Raw genomic sequence first — 25,912 nt, 5'->3', positions numbered from 1 at the left:
CTAGCCGTGTTTCTTGCTTGTTCCATACCTTACCTTTATGATAAAAGATATTATATTCAAAGGAGAACCCTCATGGCCATTAATCGCCGATTAATTACAGATCAGGATTTCAGCGAGGCACTGGAACGTCATCTGCGTGTCCGGGTATTTCAGGATGACCAATTGATTGGCTCTGGCGGAATCATAATCCGTTTTGACGATCAAACCATTGTCGTGCAATCCAGCGTCAGTGATCTGGCTTACCACCCCAGAAAACAATGTGAGTTTTTTGAAATTAAAAAATAGCCACTACACACCGGGGAACCATTTTGCTGCGTTTTCCGGTGTATAGCGGCTATATTTTGTTTGTATATATCATGCCTCACATGATGGTTTCTGTTATAGTTGCATTCCACGTGTTTTCATCATGAGTTTATTCGTAAGCACTTTCAAATCCTCGGAAGAAGACGAAATTTCCTGCATAATTGCTGTCTCCTCATGAGCAGCCTTATAAATTTTATGAGCTCCTTCAGAGAAGGCCCCTGACATTTGCTGAATACGATGGATCTGCTCAAAGGTTTGATCTACCCGATTCGTCTGCTCCGTCACGGCTTCTTCCATTAATCGGATGCTCTCGACAAATTCACGTACAATAGCGTTCAAACGGTTCAGCGTCTGATCCACAGAGCTTGTCCGTTCCGCCTCAGCACTGACCAATGACGTTTGCTGATGCATCAACTGCACTGTCTCTACGATTTGTGACTGGACACGGCTAACGATGGCATTTATTTGCTGCACAGACTCCGTACTTTGGGCGGCAAGTGCGCGAATTTGGTGAGCCACTACCGCAAACCCGTTCCCTTCTTCTCCCGCACGCGCCGCTTCTATGGAAGCATTCAACGCCAGCAGATGGGTCTGTTCGGCAATATCCTTCACGGTGCTTGTAATCGCTTCAATTTGGGAAGCTTCTTTTTCCAGTCGTGCAATTACCTGCTGCGAACGACCATGTGATGCTGTCAGCTCTCCCATTCCATCCATCAGGGATGAAAATACAGTCTGCGTCGAATCTACTGAATGCTCCATATGGCCTGACAGTTCCAGCATATGCCCCGATTTGCTACGCATCATTTTAAAATCGCCCAGCATTCGGTCTGCTGTTTTAATAGATTGGGCAGATGCTTGCTTTTGCTGCTCCACGCCATTCAAAATATCTTCTACCACCGAAGACATGGACTCAATTTGTGTGGTAGCCTGCACAATAGCCAAGCTCAGATTTTCCGCACTTTGCGAAGTTGTTCTGGTGCTGTACGAGATCTCATTGAACATATCTTTAATGTTCAGCATCATATGCCGAAATGCATCATACAGAACTTTGATTTCATCCTCCGAACGACGTTCAGGAATTACAACAGACAGGTTCCCCGCCGAAGCTTCCTCTGCCGCCTTTGCCAACCTAACAATTGGCCGTGTGAGTAATTTTGAGATCAACCAGCCCAAAATGCCACTCCACAGGACACCCAATAACAGAATGATCGAAGTGTACACCCATTCTTGTGTACCTTGAGCCAGCCAGTCCTTGAGTACAAAAATAAAAAAAGCGCTTGTTCCATAGGTTATTGCAGAAATTGAGACAAATGCAGTAACCATTTTCGTACCTAGTGACATCTTCATGTACTGTAGCCCACCCCAAAAAACTCAAATTTGATTCCATTTTACCATAAAATTGCTACATTTCTAGTAGAATTTTTCACAGACAGATATATTTATGAGCATAAAGATACAGAGTCTTAAGTCCCCTATCCTAATTACAAAAAACAATATGTTACCAGGTAGCAACTTGCATCTTAAAACGGACGAATCGCGCTGTCACAAGCTTTACAGGCCATTCGTCACATCTTAAGCGAGCTGTTACCGACAAAGTCAATTTCCATTATTAAAAATCATTGTCATTTTTCTGTTCAACGACTGCTTTCTTAATCGCTTCAATTGTGTCTATTTGGTGACTGTTTTTTTCCAGTACGGTAAACTCCCATGCACCAATGGTCAGCTTTTCTCCTTGCTGGATATCAAAACGCTCTGAAAGCATCCATCCGCCAATCGTATATACGTCCCCGGCCTCAATATCCGTCTCCAAGCGCCGATTGACCTCATGAATGAGCGCCTGCGATTTGAGTATGTAACGATGATCATCTGTTTTTGTAATGAGTGGAGTTAACGCTGCGGGGGGTTCGGTGTCGGTATAGGAAGGAATATCTCCAACAATCTCCTCCATAATGTCCTCCAGTGTGACAAGTCCAGATGTTCCACCATATTCGTCCACCAGCACCGCTACTGGAATGCGTCGTTTTTGCATCTGAATCAGCAGATCCCGAGCCTGAACCGTCTCGATAACCTGAAGTACCGGGTGAATATAAGAAGCCATCGTCGTATTCCCTGTGCTGTGCCCACGTGCCAAATCATGCAGGGCTTCCTTGACGCGAATCATTCCGATAATACGATCCCGGTCTCCATGTTCAGCTACAGGTAGAAAATTATAAACTTTGTCCTCGATCAGCTCCATAAACTCGGCCACTGTTGCCTGGTGGGAGATGGAACGGATATGGATGCGCGGTACCATAATTTCCTGCGCCGCACGGTCGTCAAAATCAAATACATTGTTCAGATATCGATATTCTGTCGGTGTAATTTCACCACTACGAAAGCCTTCAGATAACGCCAAACGAAGCTCAGCTTCACTGAGTGCTGCATCTTCTTCAGATACCTTTTTGAGCCCGAAGAGACCCGTAATGACACGCGATGAACGACTGAGCACCCAATTCAGGGGATAGGTCATTTTATAAAATATCGTGATCGGACGGGCAAAAAACAATGCCATGGGTTCAGCAATCTGTATGGCGAATGTTTTCGGTACCAGCTCCCCAATGACCACCTCGAAATAGGTCAAGATCAAAAAAGCCAGCAAAAAGGAGAGCACTCCCGTCAGGCCTGCCGGAATATGAGCCAATACAAACAGGGGGTGTAGCAGATGTTCAACAGTAGATTCCCCTAGCCAGCCTAGCGCCATTGAGGTTAATGTGGTTCCGAGCTGACAAGCAGATAAATACTCGTCCAGCCGAGACAAAATGTTTTTAACGGCTTTCGCATTTTTGTTGCCTTCAGAGGCCAATTGATTGATGCGAGATACCCGCACACGAATAATGGAATACTCCGAGGCCACAAAAAACGCAGTTAATGCGATAAGTAATATAACCAGAATGATATTTATCGTTTCCATAGCCCTCTCTTGCTCCGTTCATAACGAAGCAAGAAGCACCCCCTTTGACATTCATTTTTGGATGGAACCATAACATAAGTAATGATGTCCATAATCGTGTATTACCCAAAAATGACAAGGAGTAGACTATGTATGACCCTGTTAGCGAATCGCCAGCGGACTCTTTTGCACGATATCTATCCATTGATCAGCTATCAACTGATGCCCAACCGCTGTCGGATGAACCCCGTCATGCAGCCAATAGGAGGCGTCCGCCTGGGTAGCGGCTTCGTTCAACATGCTCTGGAGCGGTACAAATACGGCCCCAAATTCGTCCGCAAGCTGACGTACAATACGCTGATACCCCGTTATTTTTTCTTGCCAAATGTCCCATCGCGCCTCGGTAGCTCCCGTTTTCAAAATAAACGGTTCACACAACACCAGCCCGATATCGGGCATCACTTCACGCGTTTCTTCCAGAAGGTGGCGATAGGCTCGTTCAAATCGGTCCGTCACCCCGGACGGCTCCTGCTCGACGATCCGCCAGGCATCGTTCACTCCGATTAGAATACTGAGCAGGTCTGGCTTCAGGCTAAACATGTCCTCATTCCAGCGTGCATACAAATCCGAAACTCGATCCCCCGAAATTCCCCGGTTCACAAATTCTGGCTGCGTAGTAGTCAAACGGCTCCCCAATGCACCTGCGATCAGATACACATAGCTCTGACCCAGCCAATGGTTCGCATCCTCATTCCGTCCCCTTCCTCCGTCTGTTATAGAATCTCCCTGAAAAAGAATACGTGCATGTTCTGTACTCATCATCTTCCTAACTTCCTCCTTCGCATTTTCCAATAATACCCTTATCATACCTCGCATCTTCTAAATTATAAAGCGGTTTCAAAATATAGAAGAATTATAGATTTGCCATATAGCCGGATTCACTAGCTTTAATTAGGGTAGGAATCCGGGGGCAAAGGCGATCGAGTCATTTCACACCGCTCGGTACTTACACACCTCGCGAAAATTACAGCCTCCGCACGCTCTGCGTGAAGGCATCGGAGTGAAGAAAGACTCGGGCTTGGGGCGATTATAGTAATCGTCATCGAGACAGGACTTCATTTCATCGATGTATCGTCCGACATTACCAACCACCTTGTCGATATCCTCTTGCGCGGGACGATATACCTCATGCTCTCCTGTCATCAAATACTCCACACGTACCTCAATCTTCTCCAAAGGAAGCTGATAGTGCTCCTGCACATAGGAAGCATACAAAAAAAGTTGGTCGGAAAAATCGCCTTCCTTGCCTGTTTTCCAATCCACGATGACCATGTCTCCATTGTCTCTACGATAGAGCAAATCCATTTTGACATACACTTTCGTCTCATGAAGGAGCATCGTATCCCACTTCTCCACTTCTACAATTCGGGCCTTTCCCTGTTGCAGTTCACGCCAAACCGCAGTACGGTACAAATTCTGTATCACCGCGTGCTGTCGCTCCTTAATAAGGGCGATCCGTTCTGGAAGCACCTCGTCGTCGTAATAAACCTCCGCCAGCATGACGCGATTTTTCGGATCTTGTAACCATAGCTCACGGTGTAGCGATTCCTTGTAGCTGTTATTCAACATGTTCTTCATAGCTGTTTCGAGGTATGCTGTGCGCGGGATAGCCCCTTTTTCCATCCATCCACGTATGACTGATTCGCACATTTGATGCGTAATATTCCCGAATAAAATATATAAGTTGCTCAGTTGCTTGAGCCGATACAACGTAACTTGCTCTTCAGTGCCCTGCGCCGAATTCCAGCCATTATGCGAGCCGTAATAATGATAATAGTATTTGCGTAAGCATTCATCGAACGTTTGAGCCCTCGATTGCGAATAGGACCAGGACGGGTATATAGCCATGACAGGCCCTCCTTCATTAAAACTATCATCTCTTTATTATAACGCAAACCCAAGCTGTATCGGCGATAAAAAGGACGAAGACTTTAACCCATGGGTTAAAGTCTTCTACTGACTGACTAGTTTGTAGACTCGCAATGAGTCCGTTCAACATGTATCAAATCACTAACATTAACAGCACCGTCCTCACGGACGTTGACAACAAGTACCGGAGTTCCCAGCATGCCGCTGATCCACTCCTTATAATCATCCACATGATCATTCGGAAGAATCGTCAAGATGACACCAGCAAAGCCACCACCATGTACTCTGCATGCGCTGTTATCAATTGACTTTAAATACATTTCGGTTAAAGCCAGTGCAACCGATACGTCTTGTTCCCGCGCAATCCCACTTCTATATACGTTTTGGAGCCATTTCCATGAGGAATTACCAGATTCGGTAACGAGCCTCAGGAAATCATTAAAGCGCCCCTCCTCCAGTGATTTCACCTGTTCATCCACACGTCTATTTTCTTCAAAAAAATGCAACGCCCGCAGCACTGCACGGTCTCCTGCTTTTCCCCTGACCATTTTAAGGTTGGCATATAGATCCTCCGGCAATAAGTCACGGCAAACCGAAGCGTCTAAAGACTGAGCCACTGCAAACATTTCGTTGGGCACCGCCGCATAATCGTCCGTTAAATCAGCATGATTTCCACCTGTATTTACAATAACGAGGGAATATCCGTTTTGTTCAAAATTCCAATGAACAGGATTTATGATCGGTTCCTTGGGATTTTCAAAGTCAATGGAAATCAAGCCGCCATACGCGCAAGCCATCTGATCGAGCAGCCCCGACGGCTTGTTCCAATAGCCATTTTCCGCATACTGACCAATTTTGGATTTAACAACAGCATCTAACGCTCCCTCGTTATAAAAATGATTTAATATCGTACATATCAACATTTCAAAAGAAGCGGAAGAACTTAAACCTGAAGCAGAGAACACATTGCTTGATATATAAGCTTGGAATCCCCCGATACGGTATCCGAATTCAAGTAGACCAGCAGCAATGCCACGGATCAGCAGCATCGTACTGTCATCCTCCGGTTTTGGCGACAAGTCGGTTAAATCGATGACGTACTTCGTCTTGTAGCCTTCAGAAAAGAATGTAATTACAGACTCCTCCACTTTAGAAGCTGCAGCGATGGTATCGAGTGTAATACTGCCTGCCAGCACCTTCCCGTGATTGTGGTCTGTATGATTTCCACCAATTTCGCAGCGCCCCGGAGCACTAAACAGTTCAATATCCCCTACACCAAAATGCTCCCGATACGCCTGTATAAGGGATTCATATCGAGTCGTTTGCTCAGAGATTTGCTGTTGACCGTACATTCGGGCAAGCACCATTTGTCCCTCTCTGGAATTCAATAGTTCCATATCTTTCATCGTATATCCCCCTAATTGTATGTGTTTTGCTATGCTGGAATGATACTATCATTATCTCAATTCTCCCTGTATAAAAGTATGGCACTTTTAAAATTTGTAAGCGCTTATTTTAATCGCTTTACTGAGCATTTTACCAATATAACAAAAAAAGAACCAGCCCCTAATTGGGCCGGTTCCTTGAATTTCTTTTTAGTCGCGTTTCAGTACATATTCCCCATCATTATTACGAGTTACTGTGGCGCCAAGCGCCTCGGCAACTGATTTGAAAGGAACATACAATGTACCATATTCATCCGTATATGGAGCTTGTGGCAGCGTCAATGTGCTTCCTTCCAATACAGCCTGTTTGGAGCCACTTTTCAGCTTAATCGTCTTACCTGTAATATCATCAATTACAGTAGTCTGTTTGGCAGCTGCATCCCATTTTAACTCGGAGTTCAGTTCGCTCGTCAGTTCACGCAATGGAATAAAGGCAGTACCACCACGATTCTCCAAGACGTAGTAATCGTCTTTAGGATCGAAAGTTGTTTCTACTTTTGTAATTTTCAAATCATTTTTTAAAATGTTGTAGATCGGAGAATTCGCTTCAAAATTGCGCAGCGTCGCTCCCGGAGTTAATTCAGCTTGTTTATTCAAGTCAATAACACCGTTAGAAATATCCACTTTATCAGCCGTCACACTACCATTGACGTTCCAGGATTGAGTTTCGGTCAGAATTGTGAAGGACTTCACCGGAAGACCGTCCACATCTGGCAAAGCAACCGTCAGGTCTGTAGCCGCTTTGCGAACATTTCCTTTTTCATCAAAATACATGTCGCTTTTCAGAACCGTGTTAGCACTCAGGACCGTTTTGATTTCAGGGGACTGTGCATACATGGTGCTAACGCCTACATCATACTGATCAACGGCCAGATCCAAATACTTTTTAACTTCGGTATAAGCCTCATTGACCATTTTTTCTTTGTTAGCACTCAGTTCCGCTGTTACTTTATCACTACCTTCAATATTCATGCCGGAAGCAATTGTTTTAGTCATATCAATGGCTTGCCCGATCAGCTCTTTCAAGCCTGCTTCGTCCTTGGCCAGATTCGCCAGGAACGGTTTTACCAATGTTACCAGCTCATCACCACGAAGTTCAGCATGCAGATGGGTCAGTTTCACTTTGTCTTTCTCACCGTATACTTCCTCGGTTACAGACGTTGCAGAAATGGTAGAAGGGTTAGGCGCATGCTTGAGCATAAGTGCAGCGGCTGTTTTCGTCAGTTCTCTCACGTCTTTGGAATATACATATGGATCAAATCCAGCAGGCAGACCGCTCACACTCTCTTGCGAGTTCAAAGATATGTAATAAGGTTTTTTGGCACCTTCCAGTTGAATAGCCAAACCTTGGCGGTCTAAAGCAAGTTCAAACGGCAAATTATACTTATCGATGTGCAATGTACCTTTGGCAGAAGCAAGTTCCTCCGATTGTACTTTGGCTTCATCCACAGTGACGGAAATCGAATTAATCAAATCTACGATTTCCTTATCTCCTTGCGTGATTCCTTCTTTTGGAGTCAATTTAAGAGAGATTTTCTCCGTTGTCTGCTGGGATTTCACATCAAGTGTTCCCAATAAACTTTTACTTACATCAAATCCACCTACTGCCTGGCAACCTGTCAAAGCTACCATTAACAGAATAAGAGGGACGGCGATCCATTTTTTTATATTCATATTAATCCCCTTTCAAGATATTTCCGTAATCTCTTCTATTATCTCAGTGTTAACACGCATTGTAAATGAGTAGAATGGAAAATAGAACTAGTTATTTAGAATCAATTTTCAGCCTGAAGCATCCGGTAAGCCAGTAGTGCCATTTCTAGGCAACGACGTTTGTCAGGGTCTGCCAGATTTCCCTCTATGATTTCATTAATTTTATCCAGCCGATTATAAAGGGTCTGTCTGTGAATGTACAAAATTCCGGCGGTATCACGCTTGGAGCCATGGGATTGAAAATAGGCATCCAGTGTATCCAAAAGCTGCATATGGTGCTCACGATCATGCGCAATCAGCTCGCCCAAATGGTCCTCTACGAACTCTTGTAGAAATGGAATGCGGGGCACCGCCTTCAACAACTGATAGATTCCGATGCTGTCGTAAAACAACCGATCCTTCATAACTGGGACGCTTCGTGCCACTTCAATGACCTCATATGCCTCTTCAAAACTGCGATCCGTCCCCGTCATGCGATACCTTACCTTACCAAAGCCTGCATGAATGCGCACCTTATCAAGCTGTCCTGCGGCATAGTTCTGAATATATTGAACAGTATGGGCAAGCACTTTTTTCATTTGCGCTGCGGAACGCAGTGTTAATTCCTCCTTGGCACAAAGGATGTAGCATTGACTTCCCTTCATCATCAGCAGGTTGTGCAACGTTTCTTTTTTCAACAATGAACGAAGCAGCACTAGCACATCCTGATTGATGGATTCCTTGCGTACCTGACTGGCATCCTTGTCCTGATGTTCTACCTCAATGACCCCTGCCCAAAATAAATACTGCCCCTTCGATAACAATCGCAGGCCCATCCGGGTCTGAGCCTGTTCTTCACTGGGAAGCTGTCCGCTCAGCACATCCTGAATCAATTCATTTTGATTACGCAGCAATCGGTCTTCAAGAAACTGTGTTCTCAGCACCAATGTAGCGGCTGCCTTGGCAGTGTAATCGAGTAGCAGCGACATTTCTTCCGTCGGCATTTCACTATGCAGTACCAAACCTACTGCGGAAAACACCTGACCGAAGCATACAACGGGCTGGAACAAGACGGCAGTGGATTCATTTAGGTGAAACAGCAGATGCCCCTCCCGATCGGCGGTCATACTAGATTCCACTTCATTGGCATAAAAATCTGCAATACGGTCCGCTAGATCCGGCTGGACGGAAGGTACGAATCGATTGGTTTCAATGGAAGACATGTAGATGACCTGCCGGGCTGCATAGTCATGAAGCACACGCAAGAGGGCGTTCATATCAGTGCTGCGCAGGGTTTCCTGCTGAAGCTGACGTGAAAATCGCTCCAGATCTTTTAGAAGTTCATGATGTCGGTTAATAAGTAGGGAATGAATATCTTGTGTAATTTCAACAAAACGCACTGGCTGCTCAAATACGATGACCGGGAAGTGATGTCGTTCCGCCAACTCCAGAATTTCAGAGGGGATTTCATGAATGCTCGTGCCCAGCTCCACACACAATCCAGCGGCTTCCGAGCGGATCAGTTGCTCCATATACTCGGCACGCTCTTCCCCCTTCCGGGTGAGCCACAGGCCGGTCGTCAAAATCAAGTCATGACGGCTCACAAACGGAGAAACATTTGTGATTTCTAGCACATGGACCCAACCCACAAGGCGATGTACACCCTGTTCCCCCGCCGCCAGTTTCGCCCGCCGGAAAACGGGACGTTCCAGCACATCCGCAATGGTAAATGTTTTTTTACCGTTCATCGGCATTCTCCTTATGTATATGTCTTTATGTCATTTTATATGACATATATTCATCAAAAAGTCGAGCCTTTAAGTCAGATAATCCGACAAAATGTATGATGTCAAGGAGCTTCACCCCTTGTAAACTGTACCTAATCTAACATGAATTGCATTTATCGGCTTGAGTCCATGTAACTAATCGGCAGGCTGCACAAAAATGATAGTGTAATTTTCTTAACAATTATTTTTAGGAGAGGTGAATGAAATGAAAATTGGGGTTCCGAAAGAGATTAAAAACAATGAAAATCGTGTCGCTCTAACGCCAGCAGGTGCAGCTCAAATGATTCAACACGGACATCATGTGTTTGTGGAAAGCCATGCAGGTGTTGAAAGCGGCTTTACAGACGGAGATTATGCCACTGCAGGTGCGACCCTTGTGCAGCAGGCTGTGGATGTGTGGTCCCAGGCGGATCTGATTATCAAGGTAAAAGAGCCGCTCTCCTCTGAATACGGATATTTTCGACCAGGATTGATTTTATTCACCTATCTACATTTGGCTGCCGAGCCAGCGCTGGCCCGCGCTTTAACAGATAACGGCGTAACCGCCATTTCCTATGAGACGCTAGATGTTGAAGGCAGCCTCCCGCTGCTTACTCCGATGAGTGAGGTTGCCGGTCGAATGGCTGTACAAATTGGAGCACAACTGCTGGAAAAACCAAAGGGTGGCAAAGGCATTCTGCTGGCAGGTGTGCCGGGGGTGAAACGCGGTAAAGTGACCATTATTGGCGGAGGGGTGGTCGGTACCAATGCTACCAAGGTCGCCATCGGTCTCGGGGCAGATGTGACACTGATCGACCTGAGCCTGCAAAGACTGCGCCAACTAGACGATATTTTTGGCAATCAGCTCCATACGCTGGTGTCCGCCCCGTCCAACATTGCTGAAGCCGTGGCGCAAAGTGATTTGCTGATCGGTGCTGTCCTGATCACTGGTGCCAAAGCTCCGCGGCTCGTAACGGAAGCCATGGTACAGACGATGCAGCCCGGCTCTGTGATTGTGGATGTGGCCATCGACCAGGGCGGCATAGTCGAGACGATTGACCATATCACCACACACGATCAGCCTACCTATGTGAAGCATGGCGTCATTCACTATGCGGTAGCAAACATGCCGGGCGCGGTACCGCAAACCTCGACGCTCGCCCTGACGAACGCGACGCTCCCCTTTGCTCTCCAACTCGCAGATTTGGGTGTGCAGGAGGCGCTTCGCAGAAGCAAGCCACTGCTTAGCGGCACCAATGTCCTGAACGGACATATTACCTACGAAGCGGTTGCACGTGATCTGGGATATCCTTATGTTCCCGTGGAACAGGCATGGCAGGCGAAAGCCTTACAATAGAATAGAAACAACTCAAAGAACCACACGCTCTTCCCAGCAGGGACTGAAGCGTGTGGTTCTTTTTGTGCTAGCTGTATTCACCGTGCTTACTGCATTTCAGACGATTTCTGACGAAAGGAACGTTTGGAGATGGCGATAAATATCTGTGATTTCTTCCAGCGACATGCGCACCAGTCCGCTAGACGAAGGTGCCACAAATTCATGCATCTCGGGAATGAGCGGTTCAGGCTGAAATCCCCAATTCACTTTGGATTTTTTACTGTATTCGGTGTACACGCCTTTGCCGACAAAGCAAGCAACCTTCGGGCGGTATTCCTTTAGCTTCTCGTATAGCTTCAGACGTCCTTCGGCGTATTCCTCGCGTGCAATATCCTCTACTCCCCTCGTGGGACGGGAAACAATGTTCGTAAAGCCGAAGCCCAGCTTTAGCAGCTCCCGATCTTCCGATGGATCGTACAAGCGAGGTGTCAAGCCTGCTCCCTCCAGTATGCGCCAAAATCGGTTGCGCGGATTCGCATAATGATGTCCTACCTCGCCTGATTTCAAGCTGGGATTAAAGCCGATGAATACAACGGATAATCCATAATCCAGATGATCATCTACCTCATGCAGTTCTGTCTCTCGCTCTGTCATGGGCTCCTCCTTCCTCAAACAATATCCAGCGGCTGCTTCCGCGTTGGCGGAGGAAAAACTTCGTCTATTTGTTGAAGTTGTTCAGGAGTGAGCCGAATACTTGCTGCCGCTGCATTTTCTCGTACATGCGATTCCTGCACCGCCTTCGGAATTGCCCAGACATCACCGTCCCGTATGACCCAAGCGAGCGCAATTTGGGATGGATTTACCCCGTGGCTGGCAGCAATGTCTACCATAACAGGATGCTCCAACAGCCCCCGTCGCAGGCGGCCACCTTGGGCAATCGGGCAATAGGCCATCACAGGCACCCCATGCGTACGGCTCCAAGGTAGCAGATCATATTCGATGCCCCGCGAAGCTGCGTGATACAGCACTTGGTTGACAGCGCAGGCTTCGCCTCCACTTAGGCTCCATAGCTCCTCCATGTCGGACTTGTCCAGATTGGACACTCCCCAGCTGCGGATTTTGCCCTGCTCACGCAGTTTTTCCATACCTTGTATCGTCTCTTCCAGCGGGATATTCCCACGCCAATGCAACAGATACATGTCCACGTACTCCGTTCCCATTCGGGTTAGGCTCGCTTCGCACGCTTGAGCCAGTCCTTGACGGTCCGCATGATGAGGATACGCCTTGCTAACAAGATAGACATCATCCCGGCGACCCCGAATGGCCTCTCCGACGATCTCTTCTGCGCCGCCCTCCGCATACATTTCAGCCGTGTCCACCAGCGTCATGCCCAGCTCCAAGCCAAGTTGAAGCGCGCGCACTTCTTCCTGCCGGAGTGACGCTTTTTCACCCATATGCCACGTGCCCTGCCCGATTAGCGGCACATCACGACCGTCAGTCCAGGTAATCACACTTTTCTTATGTTGGCTCATATGCATTCCCTCCTTAGGAGCCTGATGCCACAGGCTTGTCAAATACATGGCTCTGCGCCCAATGCTGTCCACCATCCGAGGTGGTATACATGACTGGGGCCTGCTCTGAATCCGAGAAAATAGCCCAGCCTTCCTTGGCATTTGCCATCCCGATTTGCTGACCACCATAACCGTCAAAGCCTTGCTTGCCATTGTTCCACGTCTTGCCGCCGTCAGTCGTCCAGCCGATGGTATTGGGCTTGTCGCACGGTGCGCAGTAGCCGCCCATCCATGCGGTATTGCTATTAACCGCATAGAGCATACCTGGTGCAGCCCCTTCATTTTTGGGAACCTGGTTGTCTTGCTGGCTAATACCTGGTGCCGGACCGCCGCCAGCAGTGGTATTCGCCAGCACAGCACGCCAGCTTTGTCCACTATCGGCAGTATGCCAAAGCGAATACGACGTCTGATTCATCCCCGTATCGCCAACCAGCTCGATCCATGCGTTGCCACGTTCTACCGAACGAATAATGGCTCCATTTAGTGGCGCCTCCGTTGTCCGTGACATGACAGTAGTCCACTTTTGGCCCCCGTTAACCGTGTGTAAAATCTGAAACGAACGGTCTGTGTCCTGCGTAACTGCCCAGCCGTTTTGCTGATCATGGTAATATGGCTGTCCTACCAAGTGGCCAGGCACGGGGAGCGAGGACCAGCTTTGCCCGCCATCCTTCGTATATTGGTTGCCACTGAACCCTTCCTTGGATGATACAAAGTGTAAAAAGCCCGCTTGCCCTTGCTCAGGTACAGTCCCGACAACCTCCCAGCGTTTGCCGCCATCGCGAGTGGCCAGCAGCGTTCCGCTATCTGCCATAACAGCCCAAGCCTGCTGCCCGTTCAAGGCAAAAATCTGCTGAACCGTACCTTGGCCCTGATATTGCACATTCCACGTCGATCCGACTGAACCGGATGCAGCCGCGTCCGTTCGGGCAATCCAGCCATTTCCGCCGATCCAGCCGGATTGGCCGTCAATCAAACGCAACGCGGTAATATTGTCCATGCGGACCTTCGCTTGAGTAGCATCTGTGGTTGCTTGTCCTCCTGTTTTCGGTGTATCTACAGTCGCTCCCGAACCATTCGCTTGTGCCGAGGCGGCACCCTTTTGCTCATTTTGAGCCGTTTGTCCTGTTTGCGAACTTGGTTGTGAGCCTGTTTCACACCCCGCTGTCACTATGGCTACGGCGAGTAAAAGCACCCAGACCGATGTTTTTTTCTTCATTTTCGTTCATCCCCTTATGTTGGTGATATACATGGCTGTGCGGGTATTGTATTCACAGCCATGTATATTCTATGTATTACCCTGCTGTCTTCGTTTCACTCTTAAGGTGAATATACGGTGACTGTATGCGAATCATCGTTACAGGATTACGAGTTTACAGGAACAAAGCCACCCTTTTCGATGGCCCGGGTTCCTGCTTCGCTTTGCAGCCATTCGAGTAATCGTTGCATCGAAGGGCTTGGTTTCTCGCCTTCCCGTGTGACCACGAACAGTTGAGCTGTGAATGGATATTGTTTCGAGCGAATGTGCTCTTTGTTCGGCTCCACTCCATCAATAGATAAAAATTTGACCTCTTGACGATTATGCATCACATTTGCGAAATAATAAAATGAATAACCGAGCGCATTGTGATCCTTGTTAAAATCTGCGACTGCATTAATCATTTCACCCATTATACCAATTCGGAGTTCCCGAGGAGGTTCAGCCATGTCATGACCTTTCATCACTTTCTTTTGCATATATGTTTGACTTCCTGAATTCTCCTCCCGCTGATAAGCAACGATCGGCTGATGCTTTCCCCCTACTTCACTCCAGTTACGAATAGATCCTTCATATATGCTGCGTACCTGCTCCGAAGAAAGTCCGTTAACTGGATTGCCTTTATGAACGAGAAAAATAAATGCATCCCACCCAATGGGTGTAAGCTTCATTTGAATTCCCCGACTTTTTGCCAGGCGTAATTCCTCATCAGATGGACCCGCCACCAGTATCAAATCCGCCTTCTTTTCAATCAGATTGACATAAGCCTGATGTGTTGTGTTGAATCTCAGTTCGTGAGCCGCACGAACCTTGTTCATTCCGGTCAATTCATGCAGCATATCCTGCGCGAATGGAATGGCCGCTGTAGCTCCATCTACTACCGGGAAATCCCTTTCCGCAATGTACGGACGTTGAGGAAGCATGATCGTAATCACCAGCACAATAATGAGCGCAGCAGATATTGCAGCTACAACCCATTGCCATCTATGGTCCACCTTTCCGTGCTTGTCGGTCACCGCAGGATAACGATCTACCCCAACCCCGACTACCATGCCAGCTATGGGTAGCAGTGCGATCAGCAAAAACCAGATTCCGCTACGCTGTGTATATAACCCCAATACCTCTAGTACAGGTTCTGCCCAAGCGTGATAAAGTGAAAACAGCTCCCACGCCCCTCCCACTTCAGCAGGTTGGCCACCAGACCCTTGTATGCCTACAATCCACAACCACAGCCCACATAATAATGATAATAGCCCAGTCAGCATCAGCGAAAGCTTGCCCATGCTAGACATACGCGCACTCAAGGCACCATAAGCTGCAAAAATGAGACCGATAATCCATGCATATAGAAGTAATATTACAAACACAGTTGTATCTGTGACACCTTCATGCCTCAGCAGAAGCTGCACTTGGGGTGCCACAACCATACTCCAAACTACATTAAACATGACTGAAAACAATCCAAACATAAACGTACCGCCCAGCCATGGCCAAAACCATGCTATCCGCACAGACTCATCCTTTTCCGGCTTGGTTATAACTCTCTTTGGATCAGACATGTACATCCCCCTATATCTAATGAATGAAATGAGACTGTAAGCCATTGCTTCTTCATTGTACAATTATGGTAAAGATTAGTATACGAGAGGAGGATAAAAATGTCCTTATCCGATCATCCGAATGAGGAGGCACTCAAGCTGCGTATGGCAAAAAAGGCCTCCCCCACGGGAAAGACCTTTTTGGTATCGAATCTTCTTTATATCGCTCTGGCATGGATCAAAAAACGGTGCTGCTTCACGTCCCAGCACCCATCACGTTGGATATCCAAATACAGCCATACAGCTGTTCTATATATTTCTCTGGCTGAAAGTCTGCAATCTGCCATTCAATGGCTTTTAAATAGTAAACAAGTGCAAAATACGTCGTACCTCCGTTGGCGAAAATGACTCATGCTTATTCAGCACAAGATCGAACCCGGCATCGCCAAACGGAGGGGATTTGTCATCCTGTATAGCCATATCGTGGGCTTAAGGAATTGCTGGTAAAGCCTTTGCAAGCTCCGGTGTCATATCGTTCGGAGTAAAATAGTAATAGCGTGTATGGGGATCTGAACTAAATAAAGGTTTGATCTTGACCTGAACCAGGTAAGTGCCTTTCGTCATATTTGGAGTATAGCTATTAGATCTACGCTTTTCCAGTACAGTGCTCCACAGCTTCGGGTCTTCAATCGTTATTGCTTTATGCTTCTGTTGGATGCTTTTAAATAGCTTATAGTCTTCAATATACTGATTGGGTTGATAAGGTTCAAGCTCTTCAGTAATAATAGGAACAGCCCGTATCGAAAAAATATCCTTGGCATCAATGATCACCTTATCCGCATACCCCTTTTGCTCTAGCCAACCTGTAAGCTTGTGATATGAAGCCGGCCAATCAAATGAAAATTCACGAGTCCAGCTCGGTTCGTTATTGGTAAAGGATGACTCTTTGTTTGTAATAGAAACACTCCCTAGGGGATATCGATGTGATTGCATTTCGCTATAACTCATATTTAATACTTCTTCTCTGAGTATATCTTCAAATTCACGTGCTTCTTTGGGATTGGTTAAAACCACTCGTCTTTCATTATCATCTACGGATTGGATATTAATCGTCTCTGCTTTTCCTTGCAGCTTATCCAACTTGTACCTCACCATTTTGTAAGGCTCTGCTTCCATCACTTTAGTCAGTTCTGTCCGGAAGGGCTTCTCCGGGAATGTATAGCGGCGAGTCATGGTGGAACCATCATCCAAACGGTAGACTATGACTGCCGATTCAACCGCCAGGTTTTTGGACAACGTTTTCTCACCAGCTGCATGTGCACGTACGAGTTCACGATGTAAATTCAGCACAGAGGCGATGTAAGCCCTGTCTTGGGAGTAATAAGCTTCTGTTTGTGCATCTCCCCCTAGAGGCTCCTCTTGCCCGACATAAACCTTTTCTACGGAGTGAGCTGTTGGAATCCGCCCCTCATAACCCAACCAACCCGAAATCGGGATATATAGTACCAGCCCCATGATCACACCGTAAACAACCATTTCCACCAAAGCACGAACACGCACAATTTGCCATGTCTTGCGGATGACCATCTCTACAACGATGTAGCCTAAAATAGCTCCAAGTGTATAGCCAAAAATCGACCAATTTACTCCTCTTGTACCTGGATTATAAAAATAATCACCTAGTACTAGCATGGCGCATAGTATAACCCCTGCCTTGAACAAAGGCTGTAAGAAAGGAAATGCTATGGCCTGAGTCGCCTTTTCGACCAAGCGTTTACGATACAAACCGTAACTCAAGGCGACAAACAGCAGAGAGATACCTAAATAGGCAAGTAGCTCTATGTAGGAAAAGGCGCGCTGCGGCAAGTTCTCCACAATGCGTACAAACGGCGATAAGTTTTCCCAAACATTATTATTACTACGAAACTCCGAACCGTTAATATATTGGACAACGGTTTCTCGTACCCGCACATAACCGTATAAATTACGTTCCAGAAAACGCCCCATCATCATGAATAGAAACTGAGGCAATAGCAGCAAAACATACACTACTACGGCCTGTAGCAACGATTGTCCCACACAAGTCCCTACAAACACGGTAAAGGTAAACAGGAAAATCGTAAGGACGGATACGACCAGAGCCCACGATCCAATATCATGGATATGGAAAATATAAGGCAGTTCGATTGACGTGTTAACCCAAGCAGTTACTCCCGCAGTCAGCCACACAGGTACAAGTAAAAGAATAAGACCGCTAATGAAATGTGCCGTTAATAGATGCTCTCTACGCAAAGGTAGGCTATGATACAAATCGGATGGCCCCTGTCGCTGAACAAAACGAAGCAGCATCACGCCTGCCAGCACCGGTACGGTCATTAAAATTAATTTTTGCAATTCATTACCCGAGTTTGTGCTATCGAACAAGCTTTTTAAAACCACTCGCGGTTGTTCATCACCAATGCTCATAAACAATGGCAGCGGTACTGTAAACAGCAATCCCGCCAAGTACAATAGACCGATCCAGCCATGCTGTGTCAAGCATTGGCGAATTACGCCGCCGCTACAGAAGAATCGGTTGGATGTCATAACCTGCGTCCTCCATTTCATAAATGAAAATTTCCTCAAGCGTCAGCGGCAACAAATCGAATACATGCGGCTCATACGCTTCAATTGTCTCTGCAATCCGCTCTCGCTCACCCCGGATAATAAGCAGCAGAACACTGCCCCTCCGCTCCTTATGTACGACCGAAAGTTGGCCACAGACAGCTTCCTCATGCATGCTGTCCCGAAAAGCAACCTGCACCTTATGCGTATCAGATTTGAGGTCGTCGACCTCTTTTTCCAACAGCATCCGTCCTTGGTGCATAATGCCCACATGATCACACATGTCTTCAATCTCACGCAAATTATGAGATGAAATTACGACGGTCATCTCACGTGCAGCGGTTTCTTGGAACAAGAGATTTTTGATCATTCTGCGCATCACGGGGTCCAGACCATCAATGGGTTCATCCAAAACCAGCAGCTCAGGCATACAGCTCAAGGCAAGCAAAAAAGCGGCTTGACGCTTCATCCCTTTGGAAAATCGGTGAAGTTTGCGCTTCGGGTCCAGCTTAAAAATACCTGTTAGCTGTGTGTAGCGTTCTTCACTCCAACTTGGATAAATAGAGCGGTAAAACCGGGCCATCTGACGAATTGTCGCTTGTGGGAAGAAATAGGGAGCATCCGGCAAAAACAGAATGTGCTGCTTGACTTCAGGCTGCTCATATACCGGCTGTCCACTGATTAACACCTTGCCAACATCGGGTCGGTAAATCCCGGCAATAATTTTGAGCAAGGTCGTTTTCCCAGCTCCGTTCGAGCCCAGCAGTCCAAAAATGGAGCCCTTCTTTACCGTAAGGGCTAGCTGATCAACAGCTTTTTCTTCTGTAAATGTCTTTGTGACTTCCCTTAATTCAATCAAGGGACATCCCCCTTTCCTTTGTTTGTATAGCTTCCACGTATATGTCGTCCACTTCCTGCTGTGTAAAACCGAAATGGACGGCTTCAATCATCTGGTTTAACAATGCCACCCGAATCTCATCCCGCTTGATTTGTTGTGGCTGATGCTGGGCAGGTGTGACAAAGCTGCCTTTGCCTTGAACGGAATAAATGTATCCTTCTCGTTCCAACTCTCGATATGCCTTCTGAATCGTATTCGGATTCACCGTGAGCTGAGCGGACAATGTCCGTACGGAAGGCAATTGCTCATCCGGCTGAAGTGATCCGTACACGATCATTTCCTTTACCCTGTCCATAAGCTGTTCGTAGATCGGCTTGCGGCTGCGGATATCCAGCTCGAACATGGACTTCCTCCTTTCAAGACTTATTCTGATTCACTTGTATATACTGAACTGTTCTAACTGTACTATCATTAATAGTACAGTTAGAACAGTTTGTCAATCTTTTCTTTGGGTATTCCTTACAAAAATAACCGTGATGCATCATGCATCACGGTTATCGCTTTTTAGCCTTCCTTTGACTCATAAGGTTCATCACGGCTTATATTCGCAAGCGTTGAACCTTCTGGCAGCTTAAGATCCAGCTGGAACCGGAACGTCGCTCCTCTAGCCTCATCGCTATCCACACCAATGGAACCCCCCATCAGCTTAACCAAGTTTTTACAGATGGACAATCCCAGTCCTGTCCCTCCATATTTTCGGTTCAGTGCCGGATGAAGCTGGGAAAAAGGCTGAAATAATAGATGCTGGCGGTCTGCTGGAATACCGATTCCAGTATCCGTTACACTAAACTCAATCAGGCATCTATTTTTACGACGGCTGTAAGCCTTTCTTTCCACAAAGATATTTACACGCCCTCGCTCCGTAAATTTGATCGCATTGCTCACCAAATTCACCAGCACCTGTCGAATACGCACATGATCACCGACCAGCATCCCCGGCATTTCCTGATCCACATGCCATTCTAGCTCAATGCCTTTTTCCATAGCCTGCGTCATGAATAGGTCAACCACACTGCCGACCACATCATCTAGCACAAAGGACTCGTGTAGCAAAGACATCTTGCCAGCTTCGATTTTGCTCAAATCCAGTATCTCATTCAATATCTGCATTAAAGCACCGCTGCTGCTGGTAATAATGTCTATATAGCTACGCTGCTCCTCATCCAATTCAGTATCTGCCAGTAACCCTGCCATGCCTATAATGCCGTTCATCGGTGTACGGAGCTCATGACTCATCACAGAGAGAAACTCTGACTTGGCCCGATCGGCGCGTTCAGCAGACTCCTTGGCCCGAATGATCTCCTTTTCATTCGTCCTGTCTACAAAAACCATTACAGCGCCTTTTCGCTCGCCATTATCCATCAAAGGACTGATTCGATAGGAGGCCAGAAAGCTGGACCCGTCTTTTTTCCAAAATACAGCTTCCTCAGCCTGATAAGAGGCTCCGCTTCGAATCGCTTGAAGAATAGAGGACTGTTCGTCTGGAAAATGACTGCCAATTTCGTCAGCATGGCGGATCATATCTATGCATGCGCCATTCAGCGGATTGGCCGAACTTACACCGAACATCTCGACAGCTGCCGGGTTCATAAAGCGGACATGTCCTTCGTTACTTAAACCCACAATTCCTTCGGATACGGCATTCAAAATAAGCGAATGCTCATTACTAAGTTTTTCAATTTGAGCAATGTAGCTTTTGAGAGGGGTCACATTTTCTATAATCCCGTAGCAGCCTACAATTTCCTCTTGCACGAAAATCGGGATATTCGTCATCTTAATGAATAGACGCTCCCCCTCCTTATGTATGAATTCCGATTCATAGGTTTGCGTCTCACCCTGCTTGGCCAGTTCCATATGACGCTTGATTTTGTCCTGTTCCTCAGAGGAAGCCATGATAAGTATGTCAGCCCCAAGCAGCTCATCCTTCGTATAACCCGTAAGCTCCACCAAGCTCGGATTCACACTCAAGATATGACCTTCCATATTCACGGCGCATATCCCAAGTGGATTATGCTGAAACAGTGACCTATAACGGTTTTCACTTTCGCGCAGACGCTGCTCCATTTCCCGGTGCTCTGTAACATCCTGGATCATACCAACCACTTGAACGGGCTTGCCTGCATGCTCGTCCATTTCAGCTTCCCAGATTGAACGCAGTACTTTTTGTTCCCCATTGGGCAATACAATCCGGTAAAAGGTTTCTTCGTGAACTCCCTTTAATATAACGTTGGTGATAATCTGTTTCATGCGCTCTGTATCTTCTGGATGAACAGCCGCCATGAGCGCGTCAATACTTGTTTCAACCGGCTTGACAAGATAACCAAAAATGCTACGAAATTCCTTGGAGAAATGCATAACATTGTTGACCAGATCCCAGTCCCATGAGCCGAACATCGCCAACTGCTGAGCTTTTGCCAAATTCTCCTCGCTCTTCTGGCGCTCTGTGATGTTGCGTCCGATGGACAGTACTCGCTTGATTCTGCCCTGTTCATCCCGAATAATGCGGTACGATACTTCCAGCCACAAATAGTGCCCGTCCTTATGACGAACACGCCGCTTCATGATGCCTGTTTCCTTGAAGAGTCCATGTACACGCATATAATCGGCATCTTCAACATGGTAGAATTGGAGCCGCTTTTTGCCGAGCATTTCCTGCTTTGTATAGCCTAGGAGTTTTTCCACCGAAGGAGAAATATATTGGAGTATGCCGTCCGCTGTGCTATATGAGATAACATCCGGCGTATTTTCCGTAATCAGCATGTACAAATCCTCATTATCCGAGAGCACCTGCTCCATATCTTTTTTCTCCGTAATATCCATTGCATACGCAATCAAATAAGATTGTTCGGTAGCCTCATCATCAAATATGGTTAATTCCAGCGATAGCCAGACGGATGTTCCCCGTTTATGTTTCAAACGCAGCTCTGTCTTATAGACTTGATCTGTAGCCTTAAGCCAACCTGCGTAAGCCTCCCTCAACCCGTGCTGATCCTGAGCCTCTTTATATAAGAGATGGTAATATCGGATATCTAGTAATTCCTCCTGCTCATATCCGACCATTTTGCAAAAGGCGGGATTGACGTACAGGCACTTCCCCTCCCTCGACAAAATCACGATTCCTGTCGGGGCATGATTATACATATGTTCCAGCAAAGGCAGTCGTCGAGCAGCAGAAAACACAATGAATCTCCTCCTTTGTGGTCCGGCAGTTTTTCTAACTATACCTATTCTAACATGATATGGAATTTTTATAACGGTGAGTCCGCCTTTAGGTGAATGCCCTTAAAACATGTATGCACAAAAGATTGCCGATGCAGATTCATCGGCAATCTTCGAATTATTTTTTTATACCACCCGGCTAAGAAAATGACGCAAAAATCGCTCCGCATCGACTTTAAGTGCCACGTCAACCGTAGTCAGTGCTTGAGCTTCGTTCTCATTTTGCACCTCACGGGTGCGACCAACCTCGGTGGAATCGCCCACCTCAACGGCAATGTGCATTGGACGCGTCTCCACAAAGCTGGAATCTATCGCTAATCCTACAGCCAGTGGATCATGTAAAGCACAGCCTGCAATACCAGGTCTGAAGTTGCGATAAGCTTCCATATAAAAGTCTGTCATATCTGCCATAAACGCACCCAGCTCGGTCCCTTGCTCACGCCATTTGTCCACATCCTGCTGTGGAAGCAGCGTTTGCATCGTGACGTCCAGCCCAACGAGCGTAAGCGGAAAGCCCGCTCCCAGCACATAGGCTGCGGCTTCTGGATCGGCGTAAATATTCGCTTCAGCCGTCGGAGTTACATTCCCTTTCACTGTGACCGCGCCGCCCATGATGATCAGGCGGTCAAGCAATTGGGGTAATTCGGGACAGCGATCCAATGCAATCGCAAGATTGGTCAGCGGTCCCACAGCTACCAGGGTAAGTTTGCCTTCATGGCGTCGAGCCTGTCCGATTATAAAATCAGCGGCATCCCCAGACGCAGCCTGACGGGAAGGTGCTCCTTTCAACTGATTGCCAATACCGTCTTCGCCGTGAATATGCCGGGAATAAGGTTTAAACAGCTCCCGAGCATACGGCTTGTGAGCGCCAGACACGACGGGAGCCTCTACCCCCAGTTTTTCCAGCAGAATCAGTGAGTTACGTGTTGCCTCCTCCACCGAGATATTACCAAAGGTGGTTGTAATACCGAGTAGCTCCAATTCCGGCGAATGGACCGCGTACGCAATAGCAAGCGCGTCGTCAATGCCAGTATCTACATCTAAGATTAACTTTTTGCTCATGATGACCCTCCACAGTAGAACAGCATTCTTTTTTTCATTATACACAATTTCAATGCTTATTCCCTTGGTCATCAAATTCTTTATTCGAAGACGTAAAAAAGGCTACGACAGTTATGCCGTAACCTTCTTTTAATACTTTTCAATCATTCAAGAGCACATGTTCTGACCAAATCCTAAGGCTCGATTCCCCACACCAGCTTATCATTGTGGAACAACGTTGCTTTGTTCCATTCTGCATAAGAGGTTTTGGTTGGATCGAAGGAGTAATCATTGGATTCGTCCAGGTTGGACCAGTCGCTATTGTTCATGCGGATCTGAATATCACCTGTTTGCGCTCCGGCAGCAAGCGTACCGGCAGCAGGACTGAAACCAATTTCAATATAGTTGTCAGTAAAGGTACGCAGCACGTTATCATTACCTACTTGCGCATAGTCTACTGCAGATTGCAGCTCCTGGCTGCCATCTTTCGTGAAATAGTAACGAATTTTCAGCTCACTCAGCTTCACAGGTGTTGTTCCTTTATTTTTCAAGTTAAAGAAAGGCTTGACTGCGTTATTCGCTGGATCAGTGTCCCCGGCCCGGTACATTACAACCAGATCTCCCGCTGGTTCTGTAGGATCTGTAGGGTCTGTTGGATCTGTCGGTGTACCTTTAGGTTCAGCGCTTACCGCTGCGGAATCCTTACTTGTTCCTTTCGCATTCGTAGCACTTACAACATAGAAGTAAGTTGTTCCGTTCGTCAGTCCCTTATCCGTGTACTCTCTTTCCGTTACAAGAGGCGCAACGGCTGTAAAAGGACCTGCTTCGCTAGTGGCGCGTTTGACCGTGTAGCTATCGGCACCAGTAGACGCATTCCAAGTCAGCGTTACTTGAGCATTGCCCACAACAGCCTTTAAGCCTGACGGTACAGCTGGAGCTGTAGGCGCTGGGTCCACACCACCAGTGGAAGGCACGATAGCAGGGTACGCATTTTGTACCAGCATTACAAACTGATCATGGAACCATGCTCCTGAAATAGGTGCATTCGGTAAAGCATCTGTTAATGTGCCATCCTTGGTTGTATAGGTAGGATCACACATACGGTCAAAGCCTTTACCCTCATCGTTCGGAATGAGTGAGCTGGAACCATCGGAATCACCCGGAGGTTTCGCCCATACATAGGCATCAATATGGCCAGCTGGAGCCGTTTGTGGCGGCGTTCCCATACCTGCTCCGCTGTTATTACACCAGTTACCACGGTGCGAGCGTTTGTCAACACGGCCTGAGTTTACATAGGAGTTAATATCACTGCCGACTGCGGAAGTCGGACGGTTAGGTCCTCCCCATCCATTACGGCCTGTATCAATTAACATACCGAGTGAGCTCGGCCAGCCTGCGCTGACAAAATCTCTATGCAATGCCTCTGCGAAATCCGATTCATCGAAATTAGGATTCCATTCGTAGTACTTGGACGATTTGATCGGCTGTCCACCGATATTCAGATTTGGATCAGGCAAATTAGGTTCTGTCAGCGGTGAAGTGTTGGCTGTATTCGTGATAAAGCCATCTACACTGGCCAGACCTTTGCTAGTATCTTTGAAAATGGTTGTAAACAGGGATACCGTTGCTGAACGGTTGTTATCCCAACCTAACCAACCAGAGTGACCGATATCTACGTATTTGTACACATTCGGAATCTCGTTCAGCTTATTCATTGTGTACTTCACGCCAGCTTCATAGATTCCTGTAGACTTGGCTTGTGCACATTTCGGATCATCCAGATTAGTTACCAGATTTGGCAAACTGTCTGGTTCAATGATCGCTACGATACGAATATCCTTATATTTGGGATTTGCAAAAATAGCAGCTATTTTGTCAATATAATCCTTTTTATAGGTTTCCAGACCTGCCTGGGTCAGCGGCAATTCACCATTGGAAGCCAAGGCGTGACAATCCCGTCCGGGCAGATCATACACAATAAATTCCGCCGTAATCGGTGTGCTGCCTTTCTTTTGCGCCAATACTTGGTCCAAATGCGCTTCCAGGCCAAGCTTGCCTCCACCGCCGTTAATAGCAGCGATACGATCAAGCCATACGGCTGTCGGGAATGTTTTGACCGTTTGCATTTTTGCTTTCAGATTGGCATCCGTAATTTTGGCAATCGATGTGTCGACACTAGCCGCATAATCAGGGCTAATATATTTTGTCGCCCCTTGGTAAGGATTGTCCACATGGGATTCTGCATGTATTTTATCCGTAAATCCTGCACCTGGTAGAAAGCTGCTTGCGACGAGTGATAGCGCAAAAGCATACTTCATGCTTTTACGAAGCACTTGCTTTGTTTTCAATTGCTTCACCTATCTTTCCGTGGATTTTGTTGAATCTT

General features: G+C 46.9%; 20 protein-coding genes. 3 read left to right on the top strand and 17 right to left on the bottom strand.

The window, feature by feature from the left end; all coding sequences use genetic code 11:
• Window positions 1–72: 72 nt before the first annotated feature.
• Window positions 73–285: a hypothetical protein gene (locus AOU00_RS18135; RefSeq protein WP_025723740.1), complete on the top strand. Its 213-nt coding sequence runs from the start codon at window positions 73–75 to the stop codon at window positions 283–285.
• A 93-nt stretch (window positions 286–378) separates the two neighbouring features.
• Here the strand turns inward: AOU00_RS18135 and AOU00_RS18130 are convergent, their stop codons facing one another.
• The 7 genes from AOU00_RS18130 to AOU00_RS18100 form a co-directional block, all read right to left on the bottom strand.
• On the bottom strand, window positions 379–1,650 hold the full coding sequence (locus AOU00_RS18130) for a methyl-accepting chemotaxis protein (protein WP_061831071.1): 1,272 nt from the start codon (window positions 1,648–1,650) through the stop codon (window positions 379–381).
• A 262-nt stretch (window positions 1,651–1,912) separates the two neighbouring features.
• The gene (locus tag AOU00_RS18125; protein WP_069291263.1) at window positions 1,913–3,253 is read right to left on the bottom strand and encodes a hemolysin family protein; all 1,341 of its coding nucleotides are present in this window, start codon (window positions 3,251–3,253) and stop codon (window positions 1,913–1,915) included.
• Window positions 3,254–3,394: 141 nt separating this feature from the next.
• Complete coding sequence (locus AOU00_RS18120) at window positions 3,395–4,099, bottom strand: SGNH/GDSL hydrolase family protein (RefSeq protein ID WP_081330733.1); 705 nt, start codon at window positions 4,097–4,099, stop codon at window positions 3,395–3,397.
• A gap of 123 nt (window positions 4,100–4,222) precedes the next feature.
• Window positions 4,223–5,140 carry a PD-(D/E)XK nuclease family protein gene (locus AOU00_RS18115; protein WP_069291262.1) on the bottom strand — a complete coding sequence of 306 codons (918 nt, stop codon included), beginning with the start codon at window positions 5,138–5,140 and terminating at the stop codon, window positions 4,223–4,225.
• 116 nt (window positions 5,141–5,256) lie between these two features.
• Entirely contained in the window at window positions 5,257–6,567 is a 1,311-nt protein-coding gene (locus AOU00_RS18110) for a galactokinase (RefSeq protein WP_069291261.1), read from the bottom strand.
• 189 nt (window positions 6,568–6,756) lie between these two features.
• Window positions 6,757–8,280 (bottom strand): copper amine oxidase N-terminal domain-containing protein, encoded by a 1,524-nt coding sequence (locus tag AOU00_RS18105; protein WP_069291260.1) that lies wholly within the window; start codon window positions 8,278–8,280, stop codon window positions 6,757–6,759.
• A gap of 101 nt (window positions 8,281–8,381) precedes the next feature.
• A complete protein-coding gene (locus AOU00_RS18100) occupies window positions 8,382–10,046 on the bottom strand; it encodes a PucR family transcriptional regulator (RefSeq protein ID WP_061831065.1) in 1,665 nt (554 codons plus the stop codon).
• Window positions 10,047–10,290: 244 nt separating this feature from the next.
• Here AOU00_RS18100 and ald point away from each other — a divergent pair, with 244 nt between their 5' ends.
• Window positions 10,291–11,421 carry an alanine dehydrogenase gene (gene ald / locus AOU00_RS18095; protein ID WP_069291259.1) on the top strand — a complete coding sequence of 377 codons (1,131 nt, stop codon included), beginning with the start codon at window positions 10,291–10,293 and terminating at the stop codon, window positions 11,419–11,421.
• Between the two features lie 96 nt (window positions 11,422–11,517).
• On the opposite strand, the gene AOU00_RS18090 is transcribed toward ald, so the two are convergent.
• The 4 genes from AOU00_RS18090 to AOU00_RS18075 form a co-directional block, all read right to left on the bottom strand.
• Window positions 11,518–12,054, bottom strand: coding sequence for a mismatch-specific DNA-glycosylase (locus AOU00_RS18090; protein WP_069291258.1), 537 nt, complete (start codon window positions 12,052–12,054; stop codon window positions 11,518–11,520).
• 14 nt (window positions 12,055–12,068) lie between these two features.
• Complete coding sequence (locus AOU00_RS18085) at window positions 12,069–12,932, bottom strand: aldo/keto reductase (RefSeq protein ID WP_069291257.1); 864 nt, start codon at window positions 12,930–12,932, stop codon at window positions 12,069–12,071.
• A 13-nt stretch (window positions 12,933–12,945) separates the two neighbouring features.
• Complete coding sequence (locus tag AOU00_RS18080; protein ID WP_069291256.1) at window positions 12,946–14,187, bottom strand: WD40/YVTN/BNR-like repeat-containing protein; 1,242 nt, start codon at window positions 14,185–14,187, stop codon at window positions 12,946–12,948.
• Window positions 14,188–14,333: 146 nt separating this feature from the next.
• The gene (locus AOU00_RS18075; protein ID WP_061831060.1) at window positions 14,334–15,785 is read right to left on the bottom strand and encodes a PstS family phosphate ABC transporter substrate-binding protein; all 1,452 of its coding nucleotides are present in this window, start codon (window positions 15,783–15,785) and stop codon (window positions 14,334–14,336) included.
• Window positions 15,786–15,884: 99 nt separating this feature from the next.
• On the opposite strand from AOU00_RS18075, the gene AOU00_RS26685 reads away from it, so the two are divergent.
• Window positions 15,885–16,172 carry a hypothetical protein gene (locus AOU00_RS26685; RefSeq protein WP_069291255.1) on the top strand — a complete coding sequence of 96 codons (288 nt, stop codon included), beginning with the start codon at window positions 15,885–15,887 and terminating at the stop codon, window positions 16,170–16,172.
• An 81-nt stretch (window positions 16,173–16,253) separates the two neighbouring features.
• Here the strand turns inward: AOU00_RS26685 and AOU00_RS18065 are convergent, their stop codons facing one another.
• The 6 genes from AOU00_RS18065 to AOU00_RS18040 all read right to left on the bottom strand — a co-directional run bounded on the left by AOU00_RS18065 (window position 16,254) and on the right by AOU00_RS18040 (window position 25,883).
• Entirely contained in the window at window positions 16,254–18,350 is a 2,097-nt protein-coding gene (locus AOU00_RS18065) for a DUF6449 domain-containing protein (protein ID WP_069291254.1), read from the bottom strand.
• On the bottom strand, window positions 18,325–19,227 hold the full coding sequence (locus AOU00_RS18060) for an ABC transporter ATP-binding protein (RefSeq protein ID WP_069291253.1): 903 nt from the start codon (window positions 19,225–19,227) through the stop codon (window positions 18,325–18,327). Before AOU00_RS18060 ends, AOU00_RS18065 begins: the two co-directional genes overlap by 26 nt.
• Window positions 19,220–19,609 (bottom strand): GntR family transcriptional regulator, encoded by a 390-nt coding sequence (locus tag AOU00_RS18055; protein ID WP_061831053.1) that lies wholly within the window; start codon window positions 19,607–19,609, stop codon window positions 19,220–19,222. Before AOU00_RS18055 ends, AOU00_RS18060 begins: the two co-directional genes overlap by 8 nt.
• Before the next feature lie 161 nt (window positions 19,610–19,770).
• A complete protein-coding gene (locus AOU00_RS18050) occupies window positions 19,771–22,446 on the bottom strand; it encodes a PAS domain S-box protein (protein WP_069291252.1) in 2,676 nt (891 codons plus the stop codon).
• 165 nt (window positions 22,447–22,611) lie between these two features.
• The gene (locus AOU00_RS18045; RefSeq protein WP_069291251.1) at window positions 22,612–23,547 is read right to left on the bottom strand and encodes a nucleoside hydrolase; all 936 of its coding nucleotides are present in this window, start codon (window positions 23,545–23,547) and stop codon (window positions 22,612–22,614) included.
• Window positions 23,548–23,720: 173 nt separating this feature from the next.
• Window positions 23,721–25,883, bottom strand: coding sequence for a glycoside hydrolase family 6 protein (locus AOU00_RS18040; protein ID WP_081330732.1), 2,163 nt, complete (start codon window positions 25,881–25,883; stop codon window positions 23,721–23,723).
• Window positions 25,884–25,912 lie beyond the last annotated feature (29 nt).

The sequence above is a fragment of the Paenibacillus polymyxa genome (genome assembly GCF_001719045.1).
GTDB lineage: Bacteria > Bacillota > Bacilli > Paenibacillales > Paenibacillaceae > Paenibacillus > Paenibacillus polymyxa_B.
Note: the sequence above shows the minus strand (reverse complement) of the source record. Positions and strands in the feature narration are given on the sequence as shown.

Excerpts from the sequence above, each read along its gene's own strand:
- AOU00_RS18045 (WP_069291251.1), bottom strand. The coding sequence starts at position 23,547 with ATGAGCAAAAAGTTAATCTTAGATGTAGATACTGGCATTGACGACGCG.
- AOU00_RS26685 (WP_069291255.1), top strand. The coding sequence starts at position 15,885 with ATGTCCTTATCCGATCATCCGAATGAGGAGGCACTCAAGCTGCGTATG.
- AOU00_RS18110 (WP_069291261.1), bottom strand. The coding sequence starts at position 6,567 with ATGAAAGATATGGAACTATTGAATTCCAGAGAGGGACAAATGGTGCTT.
- AOU00_RS18090 (WP_069291258.1), bottom strand. The coding sequence starts at position 12,054 with ATGACAGAGCGAGAGACAGAACTGCATGAGGTAGATGATCATCTGGAT.
- AOU00_RS18075 (WP_061831060.1), bottom strand. The coding sequence starts at position 15,785 with ATGTCTGATCCAAAGAGAGTTATAACCAAGCCGGAAAAGGATGAGTCT.
- AOU00_RS18100 (WP_061831065.1), bottom strand. The coding sequence starts at position 10,046 with ATGAACGGTAAAAAAACATTTACCATTGCGGATGTGCTGGAACGTCCC.
- AOU00_RS18055 (WP_061831053.1), bottom strand. The coding sequence starts at position 19,609 with ATGTTCGAGCTGGATATCCGCAGCCGCAAGCCGATCTACGAACAGCTT.
- ald (WP_069291259.1), top strand. The coding sequence starts at position 10,291 with ATGAAAATTGGGGTTCCGAAAGAGATTAAAAACAATGAAAATCGTGTC.
- AOU00_RS18130 (WP_061831071.1), bottom strand. The coding sequence starts at position 1,650 with ATGAAGATGTCACTAGGTACGAAAATGGTTACTGCATTTGTCTCAATT.
- AOU00_RS18085 (WP_069291257.1), bottom strand. The coding sequence starts at position 12,932 with ATGAGCCAACATAAGAAAAGTGTGATTACCTGGACTGACGGTCGTGAT.
- AOU00_RS18105 (WP_069291260.1), bottom strand. The coding sequence starts at position 8,280 with ATGAATATAAAAAAATGGATCGCCGTCCCTCTTATTCTGTTAATGGTA.
- AOU00_RS18135 (WP_025723740.1), top strand. The coding sequence starts at position 73 with ATGGCCATTAATCGCCGATTAATTACAGATCAGGATTTCAGCGAGGCA.
- AOU00_RS18120 (WP_081330733.1), bottom strand. The coding sequence starts at position 4,099 with ATGATAAGGGTATTATTGGAAAATGCGAAGGAGGAAGTTAGGAAGATG.
- AOU00_RS18065 (WP_069291254.1), bottom strand. The coding sequence starts at position 18,350 with ATGACATCCAACCGATTCTTCTGTAGCGGCGGCGTAATTCGCCAATGC.
- AOU00_RS18125 (WP_069291263.1), bottom strand. The coding sequence starts at position 3,253 with ATGGAAACGATAAATATCATTCTGGTTATATTACTTATCGCATTAACT.
- AOU00_RS18080 (WP_069291256.1), bottom strand. The coding sequence starts at position 14,187 with ATGAAGAAAAAAACATCGGTCTGGGTGCTTTTACTCGCCGTAGCCATA.
- AOU00_RS18115 (WP_069291262.1), bottom strand. The coding sequence starts at position 5,140 with ATGGCTATATACCCGTCCTGGTCCTATTCGCAATCGAGGGCTCAAACG.